22 protein-coding genes are annotated in these 24420 nt (G+C 68.7%); 6 read left to right on the top strand and 16 right to left on the bottom strand.

The window, feature by feature from the left end; translation table 11 throughout:
• Positions 1–3: 3 nt before the first annotated feature.
• Positions 4–876: a M23 family metallopeptidase gene (locus QTH87_RS05390; RefSeq protein ID WP_286607501.1), complete on the top strand. Its 873-nt coding sequence runs from the start codon at positions 4–6 to the stop codon at positions 874–876.
• 1 nt (position 877) lies between these two features.
• Here QTH87_RS05390 and QTH87_RS05385 read toward each other — a convergent pair whose 3' ends face one another.
• The 7 genes from QTH87_RS05385 to ylqF all read right to left on the bottom strand — a co-directional run bounded on the left by QTH87_RS05385 (position 878) and on the right by ylqF (position 8986).
• A complete protein-coding gene (locus tag QTH87_RS05385) occupies positions 878–1819 on the bottom strand; it encodes a M14 family metallopeptidase (protein WP_286607500.1) in 942 nt (313 codons plus the stop codon).
• Positions 1820–1878: 59 nt separating this feature from the next.
• Positions 1879–2601, bottom strand: a complete 723-nt coding sequence (locus QTH87_RS05380; RefSeq protein WP_286607499.1) for an ABC transporter ATP-binding protein — start codon at positions 2599–2601, stop codon at positions 1879–1881.
• 8 nt (positions 2602–2609) lie between these two features.
• Complete coding sequence (locus QTH87_RS05375; RefSeq protein ID WP_286607498.1) at positions 2610–4559, bottom strand: branched-chain amino acid ABC transporter ATP-binding protein/permease; 1950 nt, start codon at positions 4557–4559, stop codon at positions 2610–2612.
• 7 nt (positions 4560–4566) lie between these two features.
• The gene (locus tag QTH87_RS05370) at positions 4567–5442 is read right to left on the bottom strand and encodes a branched-chain amino acid ABC transporter permease (protein WP_286607497.1); all 876 of its coding nucleotides are present in this window, start codon (positions 5440–5442) and stop codon (positions 4567–4569) included.
• Positions 5443–5521: 79 nt separating this feature from the next.
• A complete protein-coding gene (locus QTH87_RS05365) occupies positions 5522–6751 on the bottom strand; it encodes an ABC transporter substrate-binding protein (RefSeq protein WP_286607496.1) in 1230 nt (409 codons plus the stop codon).
• 127 nt (positions 6752–6878) lie between these two features.
• Entirely contained in the window at positions 6879–7922 is a 1044-nt protein-coding gene (locus tag QTH87_RS05360; RefSeq protein WP_286607495.1) for an aldo/keto reductase, read from the bottom strand.
• Between the two features lie 95 nt (positions 7923–8017).
• Complete coding sequence (ylqF, locus tag QTH87_RS05355) at positions 8018–8986, bottom strand: ribosome biogenesis GTPase YlqF (protein ID WP_286607494.1); 969 nt, start codon at positions 8984–8986, stop codon at positions 8018–8020.
• A gap of 164 nt (positions 8987–9150) precedes the next feature.
• Between ylqF and QTH87_RS05350 the strand changes: the two genes are divergently transcribed.
• Together QTH87_RS05350 and QTH87_RS05345 are read left to right on the top strand one after the other, a co-directional pair.
• Entirely contained in the window at positions 9151–9510 is a 360-nt protein-coding gene (locus QTH87_RS05350; RefSeq protein ID WP_286607493.1) for an HPF/RaiA family ribosome-associated protein, read from the top strand.
• Between the two features lie 13 nt (positions 9511–9523).
• Positions 9524–11719: a hypothetical protein gene (locus QTH87_RS05345; RefSeq protein ID WP_286607492.1), complete on the top strand. Its 2196-nt coding sequence runs from the start codon at positions 9524–9526 to the stop codon at positions 11717–11719.
• 7 nt (positions 11720–11726) lie between these two features.
• On the opposite strand, the gene QTH87_RS05340 is transcribed toward QTH87_RS05345, so the two are convergent.
• The 4 genes from QTH87_RS05340 to QTH87_RS05325 form a co-directional block, all read right to left on the bottom strand.
• A complete protein-coding gene (locus QTH87_RS05340; RefSeq protein ID WP_286607491.1) occupies positions 11727–12647 on the bottom strand; it encodes an SDR family NAD(P)-dependent oxidoreductase in 921 nt (306 codons plus the stop codon).
• A gap of 78 nt (positions 12648–12725) precedes the next feature.
• A complete protein-coding gene (locus tag QTH87_RS05335) occupies positions 12726–13106 on the bottom strand; it encodes a response regulator (RefSeq protein ID WP_286607490.1) in 381 nt (126 codons plus the stop codon).
• 150 nt (positions 13107–13256) lie between these two features.
• Entirely contained in the window at positions 13257–14852 is a 1596-nt protein-coding gene (gene gshA, locus QTH87_RS05330; protein ID WP_286607489.1) for a glutamate--cysteine ligase, read from the bottom strand.
• A 70-nt stretch (positions 14853–14922) separates the two neighbouring features.
• Positions 14923–15579 carry an alpha/beta hydrolase gene (locus QTH87_RS05325; RefSeq protein ID WP_286607488.1) on the bottom strand — a complete coding sequence of 219 codons (657 nt, stop codon included), beginning with the start codon at positions 15577–15579 and terminating at the stop codon, positions 14923–14925.
• A gap of 123 nt (positions 15580–15702) precedes the next feature.
• Here QTH87_RS05325 and QTH87_RS05320 point away from each other — a divergent pair, with 123 nt between their 5' ends.
• Both QTH87_RS05320 and QTH87_RS05315 read left to right on the top strand, forming a co-directional pair.
• Positions 15703–16029: a hypothetical protein gene (locus QTH87_RS05320; protein ID WP_286607487.1), complete on the top strand. Its 327-nt coding sequence runs from the start codon at positions 15703–15705 to the stop codon at positions 16027–16029.
• A 64-nt stretch (positions 16030–16093) separates the two neighbouring features.
• On the top strand, positions 16094–17191 hold the full coding sequence (locus tag QTH87_RS05315) for a M14 family metallopeptidase (protein WP_286607485.1): 1098 nt from the start codon (positions 16094–16096) through the stop codon (positions 17189–17191).
• Between the two features lie 9 nt (positions 17192–17200).
• Here the strand turns inward: QTH87_RS05315 and QTH87_RS05310 are convergent, their stop codons facing one another.
• The 3 genes from QTH87_RS05310 to QTH87_RS05300 form a co-directional block, all read right to left on the bottom strand.
• Complete coding sequence (locus QTH87_RS05310; RefSeq protein ID WP_286607484.1) at positions 17201–17998, bottom strand: enoyl-CoA hydratase/isomerase family protein; 798 nt, start codon at positions 17996–17998, stop codon at positions 17201–17203.
• 19 nt (positions 17999–18017) lie between these two features.
• Positions 18018–18431, bottom strand: a complete 414-nt coding sequence (locus QTH87_RS05305) for a hypothetical protein (protein ID WP_286607482.1) — start codon at positions 18429–18431, stop codon at positions 18018–18020.
• An 89-nt stretch (positions 18432–18520) separates the two neighbouring features.
• The gene (locus QTH87_RS05300) at positions 18521–22324 is read right to left on the bottom strand and encodes an autotransporter outer membrane beta-barrel domain-containing protein (protein WP_286607481.1); all 3804 of its coding nucleotides are present in this window, start codon (positions 22322–22324) and stop codon (positions 18521–18523) included.
• Between the two features lie 290 nt (positions 22325–22614).
• Between QTH87_RS05300 and QTH87_RS05295 the strand changes: the two genes are divergently transcribed.
• Positions 22615–22836 (top strand): hypothetical protein, encoded by a 222-nt coding sequence (locus QTH87_RS05295; RefSeq protein WP_286607480.1) that lies wholly within the window; start codon positions 22615–22617, stop codon positions 22834–22836.
• A gap of 86 nt (positions 22837–22922) precedes the next feature.
• Here the strand turns inward: QTH87_RS05295 and QTH87_RS05290 are convergent, their stop codons facing one another.
• Both QTH87_RS05290 and QTH87_RS05285 read right to left on the bottom strand, forming a co-directional pair.
• Positions 22923–23828: a DUF808 domain-containing protein gene (locus tag QTH87_RS05290; RefSeq protein WP_286607479.1), complete on the bottom strand. Its 906-nt coding sequence runs from the start codon at positions 23826–23828 to the stop codon at positions 22923–22925.
• A gap of 13 nt (positions 23829–23841) precedes the next feature.
• Positions 23842–24357, bottom strand: coding sequence for a GNAT family N-acetyltransferase (locus QTH87_RS05285; RefSeq protein ID WP_286607477.1), 516 nt, complete (start codon positions 24355–24357; stop codon positions 23842–23844).
• Positions 24358–24420 lie beyond the last annotated feature (63 nt).

Here is a 24420-nt window from a genome sequence, read left to right as displayed (position 1 = left end):
GACATGGAGCGACGCTCGCTGCTTCTCGCGACCGCGGGCCTGCTCGCGCTGCCGCCGCTGCGCGCCGGTGCTGCGCCCTCGCCTGCTTCGACTTCGGCTTCGACGGATGCCGCGCTGCGGCCGCACGGCGCGCAGGTCCCGGGCGGCGTCGCTCGCCTGTCGCTCGGCCCGGCGGCTGAGCGGCCGCTCGCACGCACCGAGGCCGGCCTGCCGCTGCTGGTGATCGGCGACGCGATCGAATGGACGGCGCTGGTCGGCATTCCGCTGGCGGCGGCGCCCGGCAACGCGCGCATCTCGGTGCGCGACGAGAGCGGCCGCGAGCGGCAGATCGCCTATGTGGTCGCACCCAAGAAATACCAGGAGCAGCGCCTCAAGGTGGCGCCCGGCACGGTCGACCTCTCGGCCGCCGACCAGGCGCGCTACGAACGCGAACGCCTGCACCTGGCGAGCGTGACCGCGACCTTCAGCGCGCCGCCTGCCCTGCAGGACCTCCGGATGGCGGTGCCGGTGCCGGGCCGCCGGTCGAGTTCCTTCGGACTGCGCCGCGTCTTCAACGGCCAGTCGCGCAATCCGCACAGCGGCATGGACATCGCGGCCGGCACCGGCACGCCGGTGCTGGCGCCGCTGCAAGGCCGCGTGATCGACACCGGCGACTATTTCTTCAACGGCGGCACCGTCTGGCTCGACCATGGCGGCGGGCTGCTCACGATGTACTGCCACCTGAGCCGGATCGACGCGAAGCCCGGCGACCTGCTGCAGACGGGCGAGCGCCTGGCGGCGGTCGGCGCGACCGGCCGCGTGACCGGACCGCATCTGCATTGGTCGGTGATGCTGAATCAGGCGATGGTGGATCCGGCGCTCTTCGTCGCCGGCTGAATCAATCCTGCAGCGGTCTCGTGAGGTACACCGCCTCGCGGCCCACGATCGCGCGCTGGGCCGGCATGAAGATCGTGCAGCCGTCGCAGGGCGAACGGATCTCCTCGGGGCCCTGGGTGGCGATCAGCTCGCCTTGGGCGAAGGTCTCGAAGCCGACGAAGGGACGCACGAAGCGGAAATCCTCGAACTTGATCATGTGCGTCTGCAGCAGCTCGAAACGCCGCTGCGGCGCGGCCGGGGCCACCGCGCCTGCGCGCTCGATGAGCCCGAAGTGGGCCAGGAAGCGCAGCGCCACTTCGGTTGCCAGGTCGGCCGCCGACTGCCTGAAGTGCTGCCCGCACTCGACCACCATCGCAGCGCCCGGCGCATCTGCGCCGGCGTGCAGCCCGTGCTGGATCAGCGGCGTGCCCGAGCCCAGGCCGCTCGGCATCACGAGGTGCACCGGCGGCAGGCCGATCGCCATCGCCACGCGGGCATTGCGCTCGAAATCCGGATAGACCCAGAACGGCACCACGTCCTGGCTCGTGGAATGGATGTCGAGGATGTGGTCGGCGTCCTTCACGATCGGCCGCAGCGCTCGCGCGCGCCGCAGTTCGGGGCTGTCCTCGGGGCCGTCGAGCCATTCGTCGGACCAGACTCGATTGAGGTTGTGGACGATCTGGCGGTTGTCGAAGGGCTTCACGGGATCGAAGGCATCGTAGGCCTCGACGTGCGCGAAGCTCACGGTGAGCGTGCCGATCAGCGGCCGCACGTTCGTGTCGAGCAGGTGCGCCGCGGCCACCATGCCGCAGATCTCGTTGCCGTGCGTGAGCGCGTTGATCAGCACCTTCGGGCCCGGCTTGCCCGATTCGAAACGGTGCACGTAGTCGATGCCGGTGTTGCCTTGGCGGTAGGCGCTGATGTCGCGCGGGAGGACTTCGAGGATGGGCTGGGCTTCGGTCATGGCACCGATTCTCCCGCACCGAAGCGCGGGTCGCCGGCGCCCGCCTCCGATGCCCTTGCTCAGTGCCCGCTGCCGAGGTAGGCCGCCTTCACCCCCGGATCGTTGCGCAGCTTCTCGGCCGGCCCGTGCAGCGAGATGCGGCCGTTCTCGAGCACGTAGCCGTAGTCGGCCACGCCCAGCGCGGCGGCCGCGAACTGCTCCACCAGCAGCATGGTGACGCCCTCCTGCTTGAGCCGCTCGATGATGCGGAACACCTCGGCGACCAGGATCGGCGCGAGGCCCATCGAGGGCTCGTCGAGCAGCACCACCTCGGGGTTCAGCATCACGGCGCGCGCCATCGCGAGCATCTGCTGTTCGCCGCCGGACAGCGTGCCGGCCAGCTGCGTGCGCCGCTCCTTGAGCCGCGGGAACAGGTCGAGCGCACGCTCGAGGTCGCCCGGCACGTCGCCGCGCGGACGGCTGCCGGTCAGGCGCGGGAAGGCGCCGAGCGTGAGGTTGTCGGTCACGGTCATGGTGGCGAACACGCGCCGGCCCTCGGGCGAGTGCGCGAGGCCGAGCTTGGCGATGTGATACGACTCGAGGCCGTCGATGCGCTTGCCGTTGAGCGTGATCTCGCCCGCGGTCGGCTGGATCATGCCGGACACCGCACGCATGGTGGTGGTCTTGCCGGCGCCGTTGGAGCCGATCAGCGTCACGATCTTGCCCTTGGGCACGTCGATCGAGACGCCTTGCAGCACCTGCACCTTGCCGTAGCCGGCCGATAGATTCTTGATGGTGAGCATCTGTTTCCTTAGGCAGGCTGCGGCTCGGCGTCCTGGCCGCCGAGATAGGCTTCGATGACCTTCGGGTCGGACTGCACGGCCGCGGGTTCGCCCTCGGCGATCTTCTGGCCGAAGTCGAGCACCGACACCGTGTCGCACATGCTCATCACGACGTCCATGTGGTGCTCGATCAGGATCACGGTCACGCCGTGTTCGCGGATCTTGCGGATGATCGCGATCAGCTCCTTGATGTCGGGCGCCGTGAGGCCGGCCGCGGGCTCGTCGAGCAGCAGCAGCTGCGGGTCGAGCGCGAGCGCGCGCGCGATCTCGAGCAGGCGCTGCTTGCCATAGGGCAGGTTGCGCGCCTCCTCGTTGGCGAATTCCGCGAGGCCGACGAACTTCAGCAGCCCCAGCGCGCGGTTGGCGGCCGCGGCGCTCTCGCGCTTGTAGCGCGGCGTGTGCAGCGAGACGTCCAGCAGGTTGCTGCGGAAGGTGTGATGCAGGCCCACCTGCACGTTCTGCTGCGCGGTCATCTCGCCGAACAGCTGCACGTTCTGGAAGGTACGCGCGATGCCCGACAGCGCGATGTCGGCCGAGGTGCGCCCGACCAGCGAGCGGCCGCCGAAGCTGATGGCGCCCGCGGTCGGCACGTAGATGCCGGTCAGCACGTTCATCATCGTGCTCTTGCCCGAGCCGTTGGGGCCGATCAGGCCGTGGATGGTGCCGCGCCTGACGCTCAGGTCGACGTTGTTGAGCGCCTTCAGTCCGCCGAACTGCATCAGCACGCCAGCCGCATGCAACACCTCGGGCTCGCCACCGCCCTTGGCTGCGGTCGACACGGCGTCGGCCGGTGCGATGCCCGGGCCCTCGACCTCGAGCTGCGCCTTCGGCCGGCGCAGGTTCAGCGCATTGCGCACGAAGCCCACGATGCCGTCCTGCAGGTAGTAGACGACGAACAGCATGATCACGCCGAAGATCGACAGCCGCCAGTCGGTCATGGTCTTGAGCCAGAAGGCCAGGGCCGCCAGCGCGATGCTGCCGACCACCGGGATCACCATCTGCTGCGCAGTCACGCGCTTGCGCTGCACGCCGACCACCGCGACGACCATCACCAGCACCGCGAGGCCCACCGAGACATAGCGGAAGAGCTCCACGTCGTCCAGCAGCTTGGGCAGCAGCACGATGATGGTGGCGCCCAGCAGCGCGCCGATGCGGCTCTTGCGCCCGCCCATGATCACCGCGAGCAGGAACAGCACCGTGAGCTCGAAGTTGTAGGTGTTGGGCGAGATGTACTGCTCCGAGTACGCATACAGGCTGCCGGCCAGGCCCGCGAAGCCGGCGCTGATCACGAAGGCGTAGACCTTGTAGCGGTAGACCGAGACGCCCATGCAGTCCGACGCGACGGGGCTGCCGCGCAGCGCCTCGAAGGCGCGCCCCAGGTGAGAGCGCAGGATGCGGTGCACCACCACCAGCGACAGCACCAGCATCACGACCACGAGCCAGTAGAACTCGCGCTCGTCGAGCTTGTAGCCGAACAGCGGCGGCTTGCTGAGCTTGATGCCCATCGGGCCCTCGGTCAGGAAGCTCATCTCGTTGATCAGGATCTGGATGATGGTGCCGAAGGCCAGCGTGACCATCGCCAGGTACGGTCCCGTGACGCGCAGCGCCGGCAGCGCCAGCAGCGCGCCGAACAGCGCCGTGACCCCGATCGAGGCGATCAGCGCCACCATCAGCGGCGCGCCCAGCTTGTAGACCAGTACGCCCGAGGTGTAGGCGCCGAGGCCGAACAGGCCTGCATGGCCCAGCGACACCTGGCCCGTGTAGCCGACCACGATGTCCAGCCCGAACAGCAGGATCGCGTAGATCAGGATGGTCTCGAGCAGGTGGATGTAATAGGGGTTGTCGACCGCGACCGGGAACAGCATGAGCGCTGCGAAGCCCGCGATCGCGAGGATGAAACGCGTGATTTTCGAATTCATGTGCAGCTCAGACCTTCTTGATCGCAGTCTTGCCGAACAGGCCGGCCGGACGAACCGCCAGCACGATCAGCAGCAGCACCAGGCCGGGAACGTCCTTGTAGCCGGTGCTCAGGTAGAAGCCCGTGGTGGTCTCGGCGATGCCGAGGATGATGCCGCCCAGGATGATGCCCATGCCGCTGGTCAGCCCGCCGATGATCGCCACCGCGAAGGCCTTGAGGCCCAGCACCGCGCCCATGGTGGCGCCGGTCAGCGTCAGCGGCGCGATCAGCACGCCAGCGAAGGCGGCGGTCATCGACGACAGCGCGTACGAGAAGGTGATCACGAGCCCGGTGTTGATGCCCATCAGCTTGGCCGCGTCGCGGTCGTTGAAGGTCGCGACCACGGCCTTGCCGTAGATCGAGCGGCGGTTGAACACTTCCACCGCCAGCATCATGAGGACGGCGCCGACCACCACGAGGATTTCCATCGGCAGCACGTTGGCGTTGAGGAACTTGATCGGCGCTTCCGGCAGCGGCGACGGGAACTTGAGGTCGTCGCGGCCCCAGACGTTCTCGGCCACGTTCTTGAAGATGATGCCGAGCGCGATGGTCGACATGATCCAGCCGAACTCCGACTTGATCTTGATGGCGGGCCGCACGCCGATGCGCTCCACCACGGCGCCCTGGATCGCGCCGAACAGGCAGACGATCGGGATCATGAGCCAGTAGTTCACGCCCAGCGTGACGAGCGTGAGGCCGACCAGGGCGCCGAGCATCAGCGCATCGCCCTGGCCGAAATTGAGTGTGTCCGAAGTGGCGAAGGTGAGCTGATAGCCGAAGGCGATGACGGCATAGATCATGCCCAGCGCAATGCCGCTGAAGATAAGTTGGGTCAGGATTTGCATGGCGGTTTCCGCATGGCTTTGGACATGAAAAGGCGCCGCCGCGGGCAGGACCCAGGGCGGCGCCGGCGCATCAGCGCGGTTACTGCTTCAGCAGGGCGTCGTTGGCCGCCACGTCCTTCACGCGGACCTGTGCGGCATTCTTCATGTCGTCGGGGTTGGCATACACCACGCGCCCGCCCTTGACTTCGCCGAACACCGGGATGTTGGCCGTGATCGCGTCATGGTCGGTCTTCGAGAAGGGCTTGTTGTAGGTCGTGACCACGCCCGCGACCGGTGCCTGCAGGTCTTCCAGCGCGGCCTTGATCTTCGGGCCTTCGGTGCTGTTGGCCTGCTTCATCGCGGCGGCCAGCAGGTAGATGGAGTCGTAGCCCTGCGCCGCCGACACCGGCGAGTCGATGCGGTCGTTCTTGGGCTTGAAGGTCTTGAGGTAGCTCGCGATGAACTCCTTGCGCTTGGGCGTCGTGCCTTCCTGGATGAAGGTCTGCGGCATGCGCGCACCGTCGCCGCCGGGGCCTGCGTTGTCGATGAAGTTGGCCATCGAGAGCGTCCAGCTGCCGATGATCGGCACCTTCCAGCCCAGCTTGGTCATGCCGTTGGCGATCTGGGCCAGCTCGGGGCCGATGCCGTAGGTCAGCACGGCTTCGGCGCCGGCTTCCTTGGCCTTGAGCAACTGGGCCGTCATGTCGACGTCCTTGATGTTGAACTTCTCGACCGCGACGGGCGTGATGCCCTTGGCCTTGAGCGCCTTCTCGAGGTCTTCGCGGCCGAGCTGGCCGTAGTTGGTCGAGTCGGCCAGGATCGCGACCTTCTTGTAGCCGCGGCGGGTCACCGCCTCCTGCACGATCATCGGCGCCTGGATGCTGTCGTGCGCGGCATTGCGGAACACGTAGTTGTCGGGCTCCTTGTCGAACTGGCGCGTGATGATCGAGCCGGTCGCGACGTTGTTCATCACCGGGATCTTGGCTTCCTGGAAGAAGCGCTGCGACGCCAGCGCGACGCCGGTGTTGATGTAGCCGACCACGGCCACGACCTTTTCCTTGTTGATGAATTCCTGGGCGATCTGCACGCCGCGCTCGTTCTTGGCTTCGTCGTCGCGCTCCACCAGCAGGATCGGACGGCCCAGCACGCCGCCGCTCTTGTTGATTTCCTCGGCCGCGAGGCGAACGCCGTCGCGCATGCTGACGCCCATCGAGGACGAACCGCCGGTGAACGGGCCGTCGACGCCGATCTTGATCGGATCGGCAGCGAAGGCGCCGGCGGAAAAGGCGATGGCGCCGGCCACCGCAAGAAGCTTGAAACGCACGAGCATCGAAATGTCTCCAGATTTGGGGGGTGAAATGCCTGACGAACATAAGCGAAACCACCCCGCCCCCTGGAGAGTGACAACCCTAAAGTCGCCACAAGGATGCGGCCGGCAGGCCGCCGCGCCTCCGCATTCAGGCGCGGCGTTCGGCCAGCTGCTTGCGGCGGTTCTCGCCCTGGCGCGCGAACATCCAGCCCGGGTATTCGGCCGGCAGGCGGCTGGCGGCATCGATCTGCGCCAGCTCGCCGGCGTCGAGCGCGAGCGCCGTGGCCGCGAGGTTGTCGGCCAGCTGCTCGGGACGGCGGGCGCCGACGATGACGCTGGTCACCTGCGGCTGATGCAGCAGCCAGGCCAGCGCCACCTGCGCGACCGAGACGCCGCGCGCCTCGGCGATCGGGCGCATGGCGTCGACGCAGTCCCAGGCCCGTTCCTTGTCGACCGGCGGGAAATCGAAGCTCACGCGCCGGCTGCCGGTCTCGCCCTGCTGCTCGCGCCCGTACTTGCCGCTCAGCAGGCCGCCCGCGAGCGGACTCCAGACCATCAGCCCCAGGCCTTCGCTCTGCAGCATAGGGATCAGCTCGCGCTCCAGGTCGCGCCCGGCGACGGTGTAGTAGGCCTGCAGCGATTCGAAGCGCGCGAGGCCGAGCCGCTCGGAGATGCCGAGCGCCTTGGCGATCTGCCAGGCCGCCCAGTTCGACACGCCCACGTAGCGCACGTGGCCGTGGCGCACCAGCTGGTCGAGCGCCCGCACCGTCTCCTCGATCGGCGTCGCCGGGTCGAAACCGTGGATCTGGTAAAGGTCGATGTGGTCGAGCTGCAGGCGCTGCAGGCTGGCCTTCACGCCGTCCATGATGTGGCCGCGGGAGGCCCCGCGCATGTTGGGGCCGGGGCCCGCCTCGCCGAAGACCTTGGTCGCGATCACGACCTGCTCGCGCGGCACCTTGAGGTTGCGCAAGGCCCGGCCCGTGATCCGCTCCGACTCGCCGCCCGAATAGATGTCCGCGGTGTCGATGAAGTTGATGCCGGCATCGAGCGACTGACCCACGAGCCGTTCGGCGTCGGCCTGCTGCAGGTCGCCGATCTGGCTCCAGATGCCGTCGCTGCCGCCGAAGGTCATGGTGCCCAGGCAGAGCTCGGAAACGAACAGGCCGGTGCGGCCGAGGGAATGGTGTCGCATGCAGGAACTCCTTGGTTGGGGAAGCCCGGCACGCGGCGCGGGCAGCCCGCGAGCATAGGCCGGCGCCCGGATTCCTGCAGGCGCCCTTGCGGCGCCTAGTCGGGCGCGGCTTCGGGGTCCGGCGGTGCCGATGCGTCCTCGCGCCGGCCCGAGCCCTTCTTGCGCCCGCGCGCCGCCTTCTTCGCCGCGCGCTCGGCATCGGCATGCTGGCCGGCTGCGAGCCACCGGGCGAACTCGTCGGGCGTCTCGAGCGTGATGCGGCCGATGTTGCCGCTGCGGAACTCGTTCATCACGATCTCGGCCGCCTTCTGCAGGTTGACGCGGCCGCGTCCCAGCAACGCGCCGCGCTTGCGGCCGATGGCATCCAGCACCTCGTCTTCGGTGGCCGCGCCGATGGGATCGATCTTGAAGCGGGCTTCGATCAGGCCCGCGTAGTGGCCCTTGAGGTAGGCCAGCAGTTCGAGCGCGACCTCCTCCTCGTCGAAGGCATTGCGCCCGATGGCGCCGCTGGCCGCCAGGTTGAAGCCGCTGCGCGCCACGATGATGCGCGGCCACAGCATGCCGGGCGTGTCCCAGAGATAGAAGTCGTCGGCCAGCACGATGCGCTGCTCGAGCTTGGTGATGCCGGCCTCGTCGCCGGTCTTGGCCTTGCGGCTGCCGGTCAGCGTGTTGATGAGGGTCGACTTGCCGACGTTGGGAATGCCGCAGATCAGCACCCGCATCGGCTTCGCCATGCCGCCGCGCGACGGCGCCAGCGCATGGCAGGCCTCGATCAGCTGGCGCGCAGGCGTGGTCAGGCTGGCGTCGAGGCCGATGGCGCGCGTGTCGGGCAAGGCGTTGTAGTGCGCAAGCCAGAGTGCGGTGCGCTCGGGGTCGGCCAGGTCCTGCTTGTTGAGCACCTTCAGCCCCGGCTTGTGACCGGTCAGCTCGGCCAGCATGGGATTGGCGCTCGAGCCCGGCAGCCGGGCGTCGAGCAGCTCGATCACGACGTCGATGTCCTTGATCCGCTCGGCAATGGCCTTCTGGGTCAGGTGCATGTGACCGGGGAACCACTGGATGGCCATCGGAAAACTCTTTCACTTTCTTGCAAATCGCAGGTCCGATTGTCGCCGGGACGCGCATGTGGTCATTCCGACCTCGACCACTTTGCCCAAATGCTTACGCACGCCGGCGTCCCGAGGGCGCACAGTGAGGACTCGTACGACTCGCACCGAAAGAAGGGAATTCCATGCAGATCCAGGTCAACACCAGCAACGGCATCGAGAACAAGGAAACACTCGAACAATGGGCCGATGGCGAGATGCGCCAGAACCTGTCGCGCTTCGCGGGCGAGGTGACGCGGGTCGAGATCCACCTGAGCGACGAGAACAGCCGCCGCGGCGGCGCCGCCGACAAGCGCTGCACCATGGAGGCGCGGCTCGCGGGCCATCAGCCCCTGGCCGTCAGCCACGACGGCGCCACCATCGACGAGGCCTTCCGGGGAGCCTCGGACAAGCTCAAGCGCTCGCTCGACAGCACGCTGGGCCGGCTCCTCGACCACCGCGACCGCGACTCGATCCGCAAGGACGCCGACGCGGCGCTCGAATGAGGGCGCCGCACGAATGTCGGAGCAACATCAGTGGCAGTTCTTTCGAGCCGGAGGCGTCGACCAGGTCGTGATCCGCAACGGCGCCGATGTCCGCCACATCGGCGAACTCGACCAGAAGCTGTGGGTGGCCCTGGCATGCCCCACGCGCGGCCTGGAATTCGACACCCGCACGCTCGACCTGATCGACACCGACCATGACGGCCGCATCCGGGCGCCCGAGCTGATCGCGGCATGCCGATGGACCTGCGCCCGCCTGCGCGATCCCGACGTCCTCATGGAAGGCAGCGACGCGATCGCCCTCACCGACATCGCCGACGAGCCCGACGAGACGATCACGCTGGCGGACGAGGCGCGACGCGTGCTCGCGCTGGCCGGCAAGGAAGGGGCCGAGATGATCGCGCTCGCCGACGTCGTGCAGCGCACCGAGCTGCTGACCGCCATGCGCTTCAATGGCGACGGCGTCGTCACGCCCGAGACCTCGAAGGACGATGCGGCCGTGCGCGCGACCCTGCTTCGCATCGTGCAGACCCACGGCAGCGTGAAGGACCGCAACGGCATCGACGGCATCGACCGCATGCGCGCCGAGGCCTTCTTCGCCGAGGCCGAGGCGCTTCGTGCGTGGCATGCCGGCGAAGGTGCGCCGGGTGGGCACGACCCCGTGCTGCTCGCCGCCGCCGAGGCCGTGAATGCGGTGCGCGAAAAGGTCGACGACTTCTTCGCGCGCTGCCGTGTCGCTGCCTTCGATCCGCAGGCCGTGGCCGCCCTCAATGCCTCGAGCGAGAACTACGAGGCGCTCGGTGCGCAGTCGCTTCACCTGCAGACCGACGGCATTGCCGCCCTGCCCCTGGCCGCGATCCGGCCCGGACGCAGCCTGCCGCTGCGCGAGGGCGCCAACCCGGCCTGGGCCGACGCGCTCGATGCCTTGCACGAGCAGGCGGTTGCGCCGGTGCTCGGCGACACGCTCGAGGTGCTCGACGAGGCTGCGTGGAACGACCTGCTGCAACGGCTGGAACCGAGCCAGCAGTGGCTCGAACGCAAGCCTGCCAGTGCGCTGGCGGGCGAGGATGTCGATGCCATCGCCACACTGCTCGACACGCGCGGGGCGCTGATGGCGCTGATTGCCGAGGACGAGAGCGTCGAGCGCCACAACGCCCGGCTGGTCGACCTCGAGAAGCTGCTGCGCTTCAAGCGCGACCTCGTGCGCCTGCTGAACAACTTCGTCTCGTTCAGCGACTTCTACCGCCGGGTCGGTGCGATCTTCCAGGCCGGAACGCTGTACCTGGACGGTCGCAGCTGCGATCTCACCGTGCAGGTCGCCGATGCCAAGCAGCACGCAGTCTTGGCGGGCCTCGCCAAGACCTGTCTGGCTTATTGCGAATGCACGCGCGAGGGCCGCAAGATGGGCATCGTCGCGGCCTTCACGGCCGGCGACGTCGACTTCCTCTTCGTCGGCCGCAACGGCCTCTTCTACGACCGCCAGGGCCATGACTGGGATGCCACCATCACGCGCCTGATCGAGAACCCGACCAGCGTGGCGCAGGCCTTCTTCTCGCCCTACAAGAAGTTCGTCCGCATGATCGAGGAGCAGGTGGCCAAGCGTGCCGCGGCGAGCGAGGCCAGTGCGCAGGGCACGCTCGGAACGCTCGCGAGCACACTGGCCCATGCGGGCGCGCCGCCGCCTGCCGGCGCCGCGGTGGCCGCACCGGCGGCTGCTCCTGCAATCCGGCCGCTTCCTCAGGGCCGCATCGACGTCGGCACGGTGGCTGCGATCGGCGTCGCGATGGGCAGCATCAGCGCAGTGCTGGTGGCGCTGTTCAGCAAGTTCATCGACCTCGGCCAGTGGATACCGATCGCGATCGTCGGCATGGTGCTCGCGATCTCGGGACCCAGCATGCTGATCGCCTGGCTCAAGCTGCATCAGCGCAGCCTGGGCCCGATCCTCGACGCCAGCGGCTGGGCCATCAACGGCCGCATGAAGGTCAACGTCCGGCTCGGCGCCTCGCTGTCGAAGACGGCGCAGGTCCCGCGCCGCGCGAGCCGCATCCTCCACGACCCCTTCGCCGATCGGCGCGGCCTTGCGACCGCGCTCGCCGCGCTGGCGCTGGTCGCGGTGGCCACGCTGCTGGTGTGGCAGTTCGGCCTCCTCGATGCGCGCCTGCCTTCGGCGCTGCAGCACGCGCCGCCGGGCGCGGTGCGGCAGGCGAGCTAGGTCGGGCTCAGCGTTGGCCGGCGTTGGCCATCGCCTTGCCGACCTCGTTGCTGCCCTGCGCGGCGCCGCTCTGCGGCACGATCTCGCCCGAGCGATCGGTCACCTCGGCCAGGCGCGCCGCAAGCTGTTCTGGGGCGTCGGCCACGAGGCCGATCCAGCTGCCGCCGGTCAGCGTGATGTTCGCGGCCTCGAAGGTGCCGGCGCCGGCGCACAGGATGGTGCGGTTCGGCGCCCCTTCGGACACCAGCACCAGCATGGCCGGCACCACGGCCTCCGGCCGCAAGGCCTTCAGCACGGCCTCGGGCATCAGGTCTTCGGTCATGCGCGTGGCCGCGGTGGGCGCCAGGCAGTTGACGCGGATGTCGTTCTTCGCACCCTCGATCGAGAGCGTCTGCATCAGGCCCACGAGCGCCATCTTGGCGGCGCCGTAGTTGCTCTGGCCGAAGTTGCCGTAGAGCCCCGAGGACGAGGTCGTCATGAGGATGCGCCCGTACTTCTGCGCGTTCATGTGCGGCCAGACGGCCTTGGTGCAATGCACGGCACCCATCAGGTGAACGTCCACCACGAGGCGGAAGTCGGCCACCTCCATCTTCGCGAAGCTCTTGTCGCGCAGGATGCCGGCGTTGTTCACGAGGATGTCGACGCGGCCCCAGGCCTCCACGGCCTGGGCGACCATCGCCTGCACGGCATCGAAGTCGGTGACCGACGCGCCGTTGGCGATGGCTTCGCCGCCGGCCGCGCGAATCTCGTCCACCACTGCCTGCGCGGCGCTGACTGATCCGCCCGAGCCGTCGCGCGCGCCGCCGAGATCGTTGACCAGGACCTTGGCGCCTCGCGCGGCCAGGGCCAGGGCGTGCTCGCGGCCGAGGCCGCCGCCGGCGCCCGTGACGATGGCGACGCGACCCTTGAAATCGATAGTGCTGCTCATGCTGGATGCTTTCCTGAAAGTTGACGCGACGCGTTTTACATCAGAAAAGCAGGGCGCCCGGCCGGCGCGGCGAATCGCTCAGTCGTTTCGGCGACTCAGCCGTTCGCAGTAGTCGAGGAAGAGGTCGATCTCGGCCGACTTGTCGAAGAAGGCGTCGGCGCCCATGGCCTTGGAGCGGGCCCGGACGTCGGGCGTGGCGTAGTTGCTGACCACGATCACTTTCTGGTGCGGGGCACGCCGGCGACAGGCGTCGACCACGCCGAGCCCGTTGCCCTGGTCGAGGAACAGGTCGACGATGGCAACGTCCCAACCGTCGCGATGGCTGTCGAGCCAGGCCACGGCCTCGTCCTCGCCACTGGCATGGGCCACGATCGTGGCATCGACGATGTCCTCGAGAAAGCCGATCAGGTTCTCGCGAATCACGGGGTTGTCTTCGACCAGGTAGGTCTTGAAGGTCATGGGAAGGCGGGTCCGGTCGGAAGCTGGCAAGTGTCTGTCTCGCATGAGTTCCGATCATCCGCATTCGCCGAGCCTGCCGGGTGGGCGGAGGCGGCCAATGAGGGTAGGTTCAGGCCTACCCTCCTCCGACGGCGCGAGACGCGCCAGCCCTCAGAGCGCCGCGCGCTGGCTCACGGCTGCTTCGCCCGGCGTTTCGGCCCAGTGGTTCTTGAAGCCCAGGCGGGCCGGCGACACGTATTGCTCGCGGTAGATCTCGAACGGCATGCTGTCGCTGGCCTCGATGCGCTGCTGGGCCGCGATCGACGCCTGCGTCATGCGCTCGAAGGCTTCGCGCCGGGCCTCGGCCAGCGGCAGCGCGAGCAGCGTGGCGCGGGTTTCCTCGGAGCGCGCGCGCAGGAAGGCGACGAAGGAGTCGCCGTGCGACTTCATCGCCTCGAGCACCCGGGCCGAAGGCAGCAGCGCCGGCTCGCGCAGCGCGGCCGCGGCCGACCGTACTGCCTCGGCATGGTGGGAGCCGCCATGCGCGGCGTCGAGCGCTGCGGCGATCGGCTCGAACTCGGCCAGCAGTTCGGCGCCCCAAACGCTCAGCGTCTCGTCGCGGCCATTGCGCCGCAGCGCGAGGCCGGGCTCACGCCCGCGCGCTGCGGTCAGGTGCTGGTTGTGGGCCAGGTCGGCGATCTCCGCGCGGGTGTCGGGCGGACTGTCGGTGATCAGGCAATGCAGCAGGAAGACGTCCAGGAAGCGCATGGTCTGGGCGTTGATGCCGACCGGCTCGAAGGGGTCGAGGTCCATCAACCGGACCTCGACGTATTCGACGCCACGCTCGCGCAGCGCATGCAGCGGCCGCTCGCCCGGGTAGATCACGCGCTTGGGGCGGATCGTGCCGTAGAACTCGTTCTCGATCTGCAGCAGGCTGGTGGCGAGCTGGTTGTAGTCGCCGCCGAGGTTGCGGATGCCGATGGCCTCGTAGGCCGGCCATGGCCGGGTCAGCGCGTCCTGCAGCGAGGCGCCGTAGCCGTCGAGGCTGTTGTAGCTCACGGCCAGCGAGGCCTGCGCCTCGCTCTGGTAGCCGAGCCGCCCCATGCGCAGCGAGGTGCCGTGGGGCATGTGCATGCTGCCCTCGCCGAGCGGCTGCAGTTCGTGCGGGCGGCCGTCGACGAAGCTCGAACACAGCGCCGGCGAGGCGCCGAAAAGGTACAGCAGCAGGAAGGCGTGGCGGCGGAAGTTGCGGATCAGGGCGAAATACTGCTCGCTCGACACCTCGGGCAGCGACCAGTTGTAGTGGATGCCCGAAATGGTCTGCATGCGCCGGCCATAGCGGTGGCTCAGGCCCATGCGGTAGACGCTCTTGGCGCGGCCCACGTTGGAGGAGCCGTAGCGGCCGATCGGGATGGTCTCGTCGGTCGGCAGGCCGCAGGGCATGCTCGAGACCCAGAGCCGCTCGTTGCCGGCCTGGTCGAGTACGCCGTAGGTGAAGCGGTGGACGTCGACCAGCTCCTGGAGCGCAGCCTCGACGTCGGAATGGACGCCCGTGATCAGCTCGAGCTGAGACTCGCTGAAGTCGGTCGTGATGTGCGGATGGGTCAGCGCCGAGCCCAGCGCCAGGGGATGCGGTGTCAATGCCAGCTTGCCGTCAGGCTGCGCGCGCAGGCTCTCCTTCTCGATCCCGCGCCGGACTCCCTTCAGCCGCGCGGGCGAGAGCGCTTCGAGGCGCTCCTTGATCTTGCTCGTATCCATATGACCCATCGTTCTTTCGTGGGGCTGGAAGGTAGCACGGGCGCCGAAGTCTCGCAGCAGCGCCGAAAAAAGCCGTGGCTCAGGCCAGGACCCGCAGCAGGAAGCCGTTCAGGTCGGCGATTTCCTCCATGCAGACCGAGTGCTCCATGGGGTATTCGTGCCACTCGATGTCGTAGCCCAGGGCCAGCAGCGCGTCCCGGCCATAGGCCGCGCGCGCCAGCGGCACCACGCCGTCGCGCTGGCCGTGGGCCTGGAAGATCGGAGTCTTCTGGTTGGCCGGGCTCCGCTCGGCGGCGATCTTGTCGGCCAGCGGCAGGTAGCCCGAGAGGCCGACGATGCCGGCCAGCTTCTCGGGATGGCGCAGGCCGGTCATGAACGACATCGCGCACCCCTGCGAGAAGCCGGCCACGACGATGCGCGAAGCCGGGATGCCGCGCGCCTTCTCGGCGGCGATCAAGGCCTCGATCGCGGCCTGCGAGGCGCGCAGGCCCGCTTCGTCTTCGGGTGCGCCGGGGCCCAGGATGTCGTACCAGGCCGGCATGCGGTAGCCGCCGTTGATCGTCACCGGCAGCAGCGGCGCGTTCGGGAACACGAAGCGCACGGGGCCGACCTCGGCCAGCCTGAGTTCCTTGGCGATCGGCACGAAGTCGTTGCCATCGGCGCCCAGGCCATGCATGACGAGGACCGTGGCGGTCGGATTCGGGGCGGTTTCGATTTCGATGGGAGGATTTGGCATGTCCCCGAAGTTACCGCAGAAAGCACCGTCGCCACCGGCAGGACGGCGGGTTGGCTGACTCGGCCGCGTGCCGTTCGCGCCTAGCATCGCTGCTTGCACCAGGGAAAAGCCAAAGGAAATGCAGTGAGCTCATCCGACGACAGCCCCGCGCGCGCGGCCCCCTTCGTGAAGCCGAAGTTCGGCGGCGTGGCGCTGGTCTGCGGCGACTGCGAGGAGCGCAGCAGCGGGCCTTCGAAAATCGATGCCAGGCAGGTTCGCAAGCTGCTGAAGGCCGAACTGCATCGGCTGCCGGTGCGCCTGCGCGTGGTGCAGTGCAGTTGCCTCGGGCTGTGTCCGAAGAAGGCGATCGCGATCTCGGTGGCGGCCGATGGCCGGCTGCTGGCGGCCGAAGTGCATTCGGAGCGCGAAGCGCGGGAGGCGGCGTCCGCCATCGCGAAGCTCCTCGGCTAGGGTCGCCCTTTCGCATCCTCGCCGGCGCGGCGATCATCGGGGTCTGAAGGAAGAAAAGGACCCCATGCACAGTACCTCCGCCACCCGTCATTTCTCGGGCAGCTACGCCGAAGCCCGCAACAAGTTCCTCGATGCCGCGCGCAACGCAGGCGCCGATATCGAAAGCTTCGAACTCGATAGCCACCGCGGCGCGTTCGGCGAGGCGCTGGCCACCGACGTCGCGCGCCTCGGCGCGCCCGAGGCCACGCGCCTCCTGATCGTCAGTTCGGGCACGCACGGGCCCGAAGGCTTCTGCGGCTCGGGCTGCCAGGTCGCGACGCTGCACGACGCCGACCTGCTGGCCCGGCTCGCAGAGGCCGGGGTCGCGCTGCTGCTGGTGCACGCGATCAATCCGCACGGCTTCTCGCATCTGCACCGCACCAACGAGCACAACATCGACCTCAACCGCAACCACATCGACTTCGCAGCGCCGCTGCCCGTCAACGCGGCCTATGCCGAGGTCGAGCCCCTCGTGCTGCCGCAGGGCTGGCCCCCGGGCCCCGCCGACGAGGCCGCGATCGCCGACTACATCGAACGCAAGGGCTTGCGCGCCTGGCGTGCGGCGGTCACCACCGGCCAGTACACCTCGCCCGACGGCGTGTTCTACGGCGGCACCAGCCCGTCCTGGAGCAACCGCACGATCCGGGCGATCCTGCGCCAGCATGCGCAGGCCGCGCGCGACATCGCGTGGATCGACATCCACACCGGGCTCGGACCCTACGGCCACGGCGAGAAGATCTATCCGGGCCGCAATGCGGCACCCGACCTGGCACGCGCCCGGGCCTGGTGGGGTGCCGACGTGTTCGCCCCCTTCGAAGGCACTTCGGCCTCGGCCGACGTCTCGGGTCCCGTGGTGTCCACGGTCTACGACGAATGTCCGCAGGCCAACGCATCGCTCATGGGCCTGGAGTTCGGCACCCTGCCCGACATGGAGGTCCTGACCCGGCTGCGCGCCGACACCTGGCTGCGGCGCCATCCCGAGGCACCGGAGGCACAGCAGCGCGCGATCCGCCAGGACCTGCGCGACGCCTTCTACTGCGACAACGACGAATGGAAGGGCATGGTGCTGGGCCAGACGCGCGTCGTGCTGCTGCAGACGCTGCTTGGCCTCAAGGCCTGCTGAAGCCGCGTTTCAGGGAAAGCGGGGTGCGCGCCGTTCGCGCAGCGAGGCCACGCCTTCGCGCACGTCGGGCCCCGCGAAGCCCATGAACTCGAGCGCGAGCGAAGCGTCGAAGGTCGGCCCGGCCTGGCGCAGCCAGTTGTTGAGCGCGTACTTGGTGAAGCGGATCGCGCTCTGGCTGCCGGCCGCGAGCCGGTCCGCCACCTCGTAGGCACGCGGCAGCAGTTCGGCATCCTCGACCGCGAGCGACACCAGGCCGATGCGCTCGGCCTCCTCGCCGCTCACGGGCTCGCACAGCAGCAGGTGGTACTTGGCCTTGGCCATGCCGCACAGGAGCGGCCAGACGATCGCGGCATGGTCGCCCGCGGCCACGCCGAGCCGCGTGTGGCCGTCGACGATCTTCGCGCTGCGCGCCGCGATCGAGATGTCGGCCAGCAGGCCAGCCACCAGGCCCGCGCCCACGGCCGGGCCATGCATGGCGCTGACGATCGGCTTGTCGCAGTTGACGAGGTTGTAGACCAGGTCGCGCGCCTCCTTCCAGACGCGCAGGCGCACCGCATCGTCGGTCGCCATCTGCTCGACCAGTGCCAGGTCGCCGCCGCCCGAGAAGCCCATGCCTTCTCCGCGCAGCACGGCGCAGCGCACGCTGTCGTCGGCCGACACGTCGCGCCAGATTTCGGCCAGCTCGCGATGGCCTTCGTGGCCCGCGGTCGGCAGCTTGCCGTTGGGCGCTCGCATCTGGATGTCGAGCACGCCGCCGGCGGTGCCGCGGCGGGTGATCGCGAGGCTGTGGTAGCGGCTGTAGTCCATGGAGGGTCCTCCGAAGGCGTCAGCGCCTGGCCGCGAGCTCGCGGCACTGCTGCAGGTTGCTGTCGAACTTGGCGGCCATGCCGGGTTCGCAGGCCGAGCTGGTGGTCATGATGCGGCACATGCCAACCACGAGAAAGTCGGACACGGCGTCGGTGCACATCGAATACCGGGCCAGCGCCGGGTTGTCGCGCGACTTGAAGCCCCACCGGTCCGAGAAGTCGAGCATGCGGCCCATCGCGTCCTCGAAATAGTCGCGATCGCGGGCCGCGACGGCGGCTTCCATGGCCGGCATCTCCGTCCCCAGGAAGCGCACCGCGGCCGCCGGGAACTGGCTGGCGTCCTGTGCCGCGGCGAGCGATGCCGCTGCACAGAGCACCAGCGGCGCAGAGGCGCGCAGCGAAGAGGCGAGAAGACGAATGCGAGGAAGGTCCATGGCTTGGCGGTCGTGCGGTGGCGTCGAAGGCCGCCCGAGGTCCGGCGGCCGCGAAGCCCGTATTTGAACCGAAACCCGGACCCCCCCTGCTACCAGCTCAGGCGCATGCCGATCGAGCCCTGTACCGACGATTTCACGCGCGCGTCGCCGCCGTTGCTGTAGAGCTGTCCGACTTCGCCGTACAGCGTGGCCACCGGCGTCAGCTTGAGCGTCATGCCCGCCGCGAGCTCGGTCGAGGTGTAGCCGGTCGCGCTGGCAATCGCGGTGCTGCCGGCCGGGCCGACGAAGGTCGCGATGTCGGTGCCCGAGCCGCCGTTGTAGACGTTCAGGCGGGCATAGGGCTGCAGCCGACCGGCGGCAGTGGCGAGGTCGCCCTTGACGCGCACCCCGAGGCGCCCGATCCAGCCGCCGTCGGCGTCCTGGCCCACGATTGCGCCACCGATCAGCACGTTGTCGAAGCGGCTGCTCTGGCGGATCAACTGCGCCTGGGGCTCGATGCTCCAGTTCTCGGCCAGCGGGAAGGCCTTGCCGATCTCGATCGAGGCGGTCAGGCTGGTGGCCTTGCCGTCGATGCTCGGATTGCCGAGCGGTCGAACCGTGTAGTCGTGGCGGCCGCCCTGCAGCACCGAGTCGGCATACATGCCGTCGGCGCCCATCCAGGTCGCATAGGCGCCGACGTAGCGTGCATCGATGTCGTTGCTGCCGACCGTGCCGATCAGGCCGCGTGCGTTGCCGCTGACATCGGCATTGCCGTCCAGCATGCCGACATAGATGCCGGCGCGCCAGTTGCCGCTCGCCAGCAGGTCGGTGCCGGCCTGAAGCCCGCTCACGTGGCCGTCGCTCCTGGCATTGGCCAGGCCCTTCTGGCGGATGTCGAGGTCGCTGTAGACCGCGCGGGCCCAGGCCTGGCGCACGCCCTCGCCGCTGGCGGAAGCCGCAGGCGCGGTTTGGTCGCCGACGCGGCGATGCAGGTTGCCCAGCATCGACAGGTCGGTCTGGCGCAGTTGCGCCGGCAGGGCTGCGAACAACGGCACCTCGAGCCGGTAGGTCGGCACGGGAACGGCGCCGGGGTCGACCGGCTTGGTCGGGTCGACCGGATTGACCGGCGGCACCGGGTCGACCGGCGGCACGGTGGTGGTCGAGCGCAGGTACCAGTTCTCTCCCGCGCCGCTGGCATCGGCCGCATAGAGGCGGTACTCGAAGGCGCCGGCATCGACATGGCCGTTGGCCAGCGCGAAGGCGTTGCGCGTGGTCTGGGCGGTGGTGGTGGCGCCGTTCTGGGCGGTCACGACCTCGATGCCGTTGCCGGTGGTGAGCGCACCGAGGCCACCGAGGTTCGTGATGCGAACCGTGGTGTTGCCGGTGGCGCTGGCCGCGCTGCCGTTCAGCACCAGGCGATCGCTGAGGCTGCTGCTGCCGGCCAGCACGGTGCCGAGATTCAGCACGCCGTTGTTGCCGACATAGGCGCCGTTCACGGTCAACGTGCTGCCGGCCGCGCCGCTCAGCAGGTTGACGGTGCCGGCATTGCTCAGGCTGGCGACGGTCTGGTTGAAGCCGCCCGTGTCGAGCGTGGCACCGGCTGCGACCGCATGGGCCGAAGAAGCGCTGAACGCATTGGCTGCGCCCGCCCTGAGCGCCCCGGCCGCCACCGTGGTGGGTCCCAAGTAGCTGTTGGCACCGGTCAGCACCGTGCTGCCGCTGCCGGCCTGGACCAGCGCACCCGTGCCGCTGATCGCGCCATCGAGTTGCAGCGCGTTCGAGCGATCGATGCGCAGCGTGCCGTTGTTCAGCACGTCGCCCACGATCGCGCCGCTGGTGCCGCCCGCGCCGAGCTGCAGGGTGCCGGCGCTGATCGTGGTGCCGCCTGCATAGGTGTTGTCGGCCGTGAAGGTGGTCGTGCCGGCGCCCTGCTGCGTCACGCTGCCGCTGCCGGTGATCGGCGCCGCCAGCGTCAAGGCGTTCGAGCGGTCGATCACCAGCGAAGCGTTGTTGAGGATCGGGCCCGTCACGCTGCCCGTGGTGCCGCCGGCGCCGAGCTGCAGGACGCCGGCCGCGATCGTCGTAGTGCCTACATAGCTGTTGTCCGCCGTGAAAGTCGTTGTGCCGGCGCCCTGCTGGGTCACGCTGCCGCTGCCGGTGATGGGCGCCGCCAGCGTCAGCGCGTTCGAGCGGTCGATCACCAGCGCCGCGTTGTTGAGGATCGGACCGGTCACGCTGCCCGTGGTGCCACCGGCGCCGAGCTGCAGGGTACCGGCGCTGATCGTGGTGCCGCCGCCGTAGCTGTTGTCGGCCGTGAAGGTGGTCGTGCCCGCGCCCTGCTGGGTCACGCTGCCGCTGCCGGTGATCGGCCCGGCCAGCGTGATCGCGTTCGAGCGGTCGATCACCAGCGCCGCGTTGTTCAGGATCGGGCCCGTCACGCCGCCCGTGGTGCCGCCCGCGCCGAGCTGCAAGGTGCCGGCGCTGATGGTGGTGCTGCCTGCATAGGTGTTGTCGGCCGTGAAGATGGTCGTGCCCGCGCCCTGCTGAGTGACGCTGCCGCTGCCGGTAATGGGCGACGCGAACGTGACCGTGTCGGAGCGATCGATGGCCAGCGCCGCGTTGTTGACGATCGGGCCCGTGACCATGCCCGCCGTGCCGCCCGCGCCGAGCTGCAGCGTGCCGGCGCTGATGGTGGTGGTGCCGGTGATGGCCTGGTCCGTGAGCAGCGTGAGCGTCGCTGCGCCGGTCTTTTCGATGCCGCCGCTGCCGCTCAGCAGGCCGTCGTAACTGCCGTTGGCGGTCTGCTCGAAGCGCACGAGGCCGTTGTCCGTGATGACCTTGGGTGCAAACGCGCCCGAGGTCTGCAGGATGCCGTCGGGCGCCACGGTCATGGTGCCGGTACTGCTGTAGCCGCTCTCGTCTGCACCCAGGATCAGCGTGCCGCTCTGCACCGTCGTGGCCGTGATGCCGGAGGCCTGCAGCGAGTCCTGGAAGGTCCAGGTGCCGGTGCCGGCCTTGATCAGCGACTGGAAATTCGAGAACGGCTTCACGAAGGTGTCTGTGCCCGCGCCGTTGAGTTCCAGCGTGTTGCTGCCGCCGCCGCCGTCGATCGTGCCGCTGATGCTCGAGCCGGTGTCGATGCGCAGCCGGTCGTCGCCGTCGGTAAAGGTCAGCGAACCCGTGATCGTGCCCTTGTTCGTGAAGTCCACCGTCGCCATCGCGCCGGACATGCCGAGGATGCTGGCACCGCTGGCGTACTGGATCGTGCCGCCGACTTCGTTGATGATCGTGTTTTTGCCGTCGGGCTGCTCGAGCCAGAAGGCTGCGCCGCCGGCGTTCGAGAAGATCGTGCCGTAATTGGTCAGCGTGTTGCCGGTGCCGACCATGTTGATCGCCTCGGCGTTGAACGCCGTGCCCTCGGAACGCACCTGGGCACCCGCGCCGATGGTCACCGTGTTGTTGCTGCCCATCTCGATCGTGTTGGCGCCCGTGCCGAAGTTGCCGCCTGTCGTCGACGTGACGGTGTTCTGTACCAGCGCGTCGTTGCCGATCGCAATGGTCGAACCGTCGCCGATGCTGATCGCGGTGTTGTCGCCGGTGTTGAGGATCGCATTCGGCAGCACGTTCACCAGGGTGCCTGCAGGCATGGCGGGTCCGTCGCCCACGATGGTGGTCTGCACGCTGTCCGCGGCGCAGGTGATCACGGCGCCTGACGTCGTGCAGGCGGCCTGCGCCGCGCCACCGAAGCCCGCCAGGCCCGCAGCCATGGCGATGTGCAGGGCAGCCAGCCGGACCGGGTGGCCCGACACGCCTCGGGACAGGGTGCCGGACTGGCGGCCCTTGCCGGCAAGCTCGGACGCCACGGCCCAGACTTGCAGGGAGGAGTTCCAAACGACACTGAAAACGCGATTCATGCGGTTGCTCTTTTCGAAAGAAATATGTGACCGAAGCCGTAACTAGTACTTACGAATGTAAGCCACTAGTATTCTTTTTCGAGAAGAACAAGTTCACGAAACGCACGAATTTAAGGCGGAACTCTTAAAAAACGCTATGGTTCGCATAGCAAGCGGGGCAAATCCGGTGTGGGTTTTGAGCCTGAGGCACGATTTCAGTGCGAATGACAGGGCTGTGGCAGCGGGATGTCAGCGGTTGTGACGCGGCCATGACGCAGGAAGCGGCCGTGTGCAGGCCCTAAACTCGGGCAATGGCCCCCCAGCGACCCTCCCGCGGACCGCGCATGCTCGAGCGCGGCCTGCTCTGCATCCTGATCGGCGCGGCGGTGCTGATCGCTCCGAGCTTCCTCACATCGCCGGGCTGGCGGGAGACGGTGGCGGGCGCCAACGTGGTGGGCTGGTTCGCCCTGGTGCTCGGTGTGGCGCTGGTGGTGGTGGCGCTGATCCAGCGAGTGAGGGCTCCGCGCCGCTGAGGCCGGGGCACTCGGCTTTTCGGCTTGTCGGCTTGTCGGGTTCTCGGCTCAGCCACTCGGCTGTGCACCGGCTGCCGAAGCCGCGCTCAGCCCTTGCGGCGCAGCTTCTTCACGCCCTCGACCACTGCCAGCACGATGGCGCCGGCAACGATGCCGATCCCGGCATTGGCCGCCATCGACGCCAGAGAGCCGCCGAAGCCGCCGAGCGTGGCGGCCCAGCCTTCCACCGCATGCGCGAGCGCCGGCACGCCGTGAACCAGGATGCCGCCACCGACCAGGAACATGGCGGCCGTGCCCGCGATCGACAGGCCCTTCATGAGCCAGGGCGCGGTGGCGAGGATGCCGCGGCCCAGGGCCTGTGCGCCCGCACCGTCACGCTGGCTGAGATAGAGGCCGGCATCGTCGAGCTTCACGATGCCCGCAACCAGGCCGTAGACGCCCACGGTCATTGCGAGCGCGATGCCCACCAGCACGGTGAGTTGGGTCACGAAAGGCTGACCCTGCACCGTGCCGAGCGTGATCGCGATGATCTCGGCCGACAGGATGAAGTCGGTGCGCACGGCACCCTTGATCTTCTGCTTCTCGACCGCCCCGACATCCACCGGCGGGTCGGCCACGGCCTGCTCGTGGCGGGCCGTGTCGGCGGCATGATCAGCCTTGTGCAGGTACTTGTGGGCCAGCTTCTCGAAGCCCTCGAAGCACAGGAAGGCGCCGCCCACCATCAGCAGCGGCGTCACCAGCCATGGGAGCCAGGTGCCGATCGCCAGTGCGGCAGGCACCAGGATCGCCTTGTTGACGAAGGAACCCTTGCACACCGCCCACACCACCGGCAGTTCGCGGTCGGCCTTGACGCCGGAAACCTGCTGGGCATTGAGCGCAAGGTCGTCGCCAAGCACCCCGGCGGTCTTCTTGGCCGCCACCTTGGTCAGGACCGAGACGTCGTCCAGGACCGTCGCGATGTCGTCGAGCAGCAGCAGCAGACTGGTGGCCATGGTGCTTGGCCGCTCAGACGCTGCGCTTGAGTCGGATCTCTTCGATCTTCACGCTTCCGATGGCCGTGGTCTTGGCCGTCTTCATTTCTCGCTTGAAGCCGGCGAGCTCGATGAAGCGCATGGCGCGGTCGTTTCGCAGCGGGACCCAGATCGTGACCACGGTGCAGCCCTCTTCCTCGAGCCCGTCGCGCGCGGCGTCCCACAGGGCCACGCCCACGCCCTTGCCCCAGTGCTCGGGCTTGACATGGAGAGCCCAGATCTCGCCGGTGGTCGAAGGCGTCTTGGGGTCGCGCGAGCGGTCGAAGCCGACGAAGCCGACGATCTCGCCGTCGAGTTCGGCGACCTGCACCTGCGGTTCGCTGAATTCGATCGCCTCGCGCCACTTGGCCTCGCGGGTGGCGGGAGCCAGCGCGCGCAGTTCGTCGTCGGGCAGGATACCGTCGTAGGCCGCGCGGGCGGCAGCAGCGTGGACTTCGGCGACGGCCTTGGCATCGCGAAGAGTGGCGGGGCGAACTTCGTAATCGGACATGAATGCGGCAGAACAGAAACGTTGGATGCCGTATTGTCGCCGCGCCGGAGGTGCGGGCTAAAC

It is taken from the genome of Variovorax jilinensis (assembly GCF_030316885.1).
In the GTDB taxonomy this organism is placed as follows: domain Bacteria; phylum Pseudomonadota; class Gammaproteobacteria; order Burkholderiales; family Burkholderiaceae_C; genus Variovorax; species Variovorax jilinensis.
The sequence above is the reverse complement of the archived record's forward strand: the minus strand, read 5'-3'. Positions and strand labels throughout refer to the sequence as shown.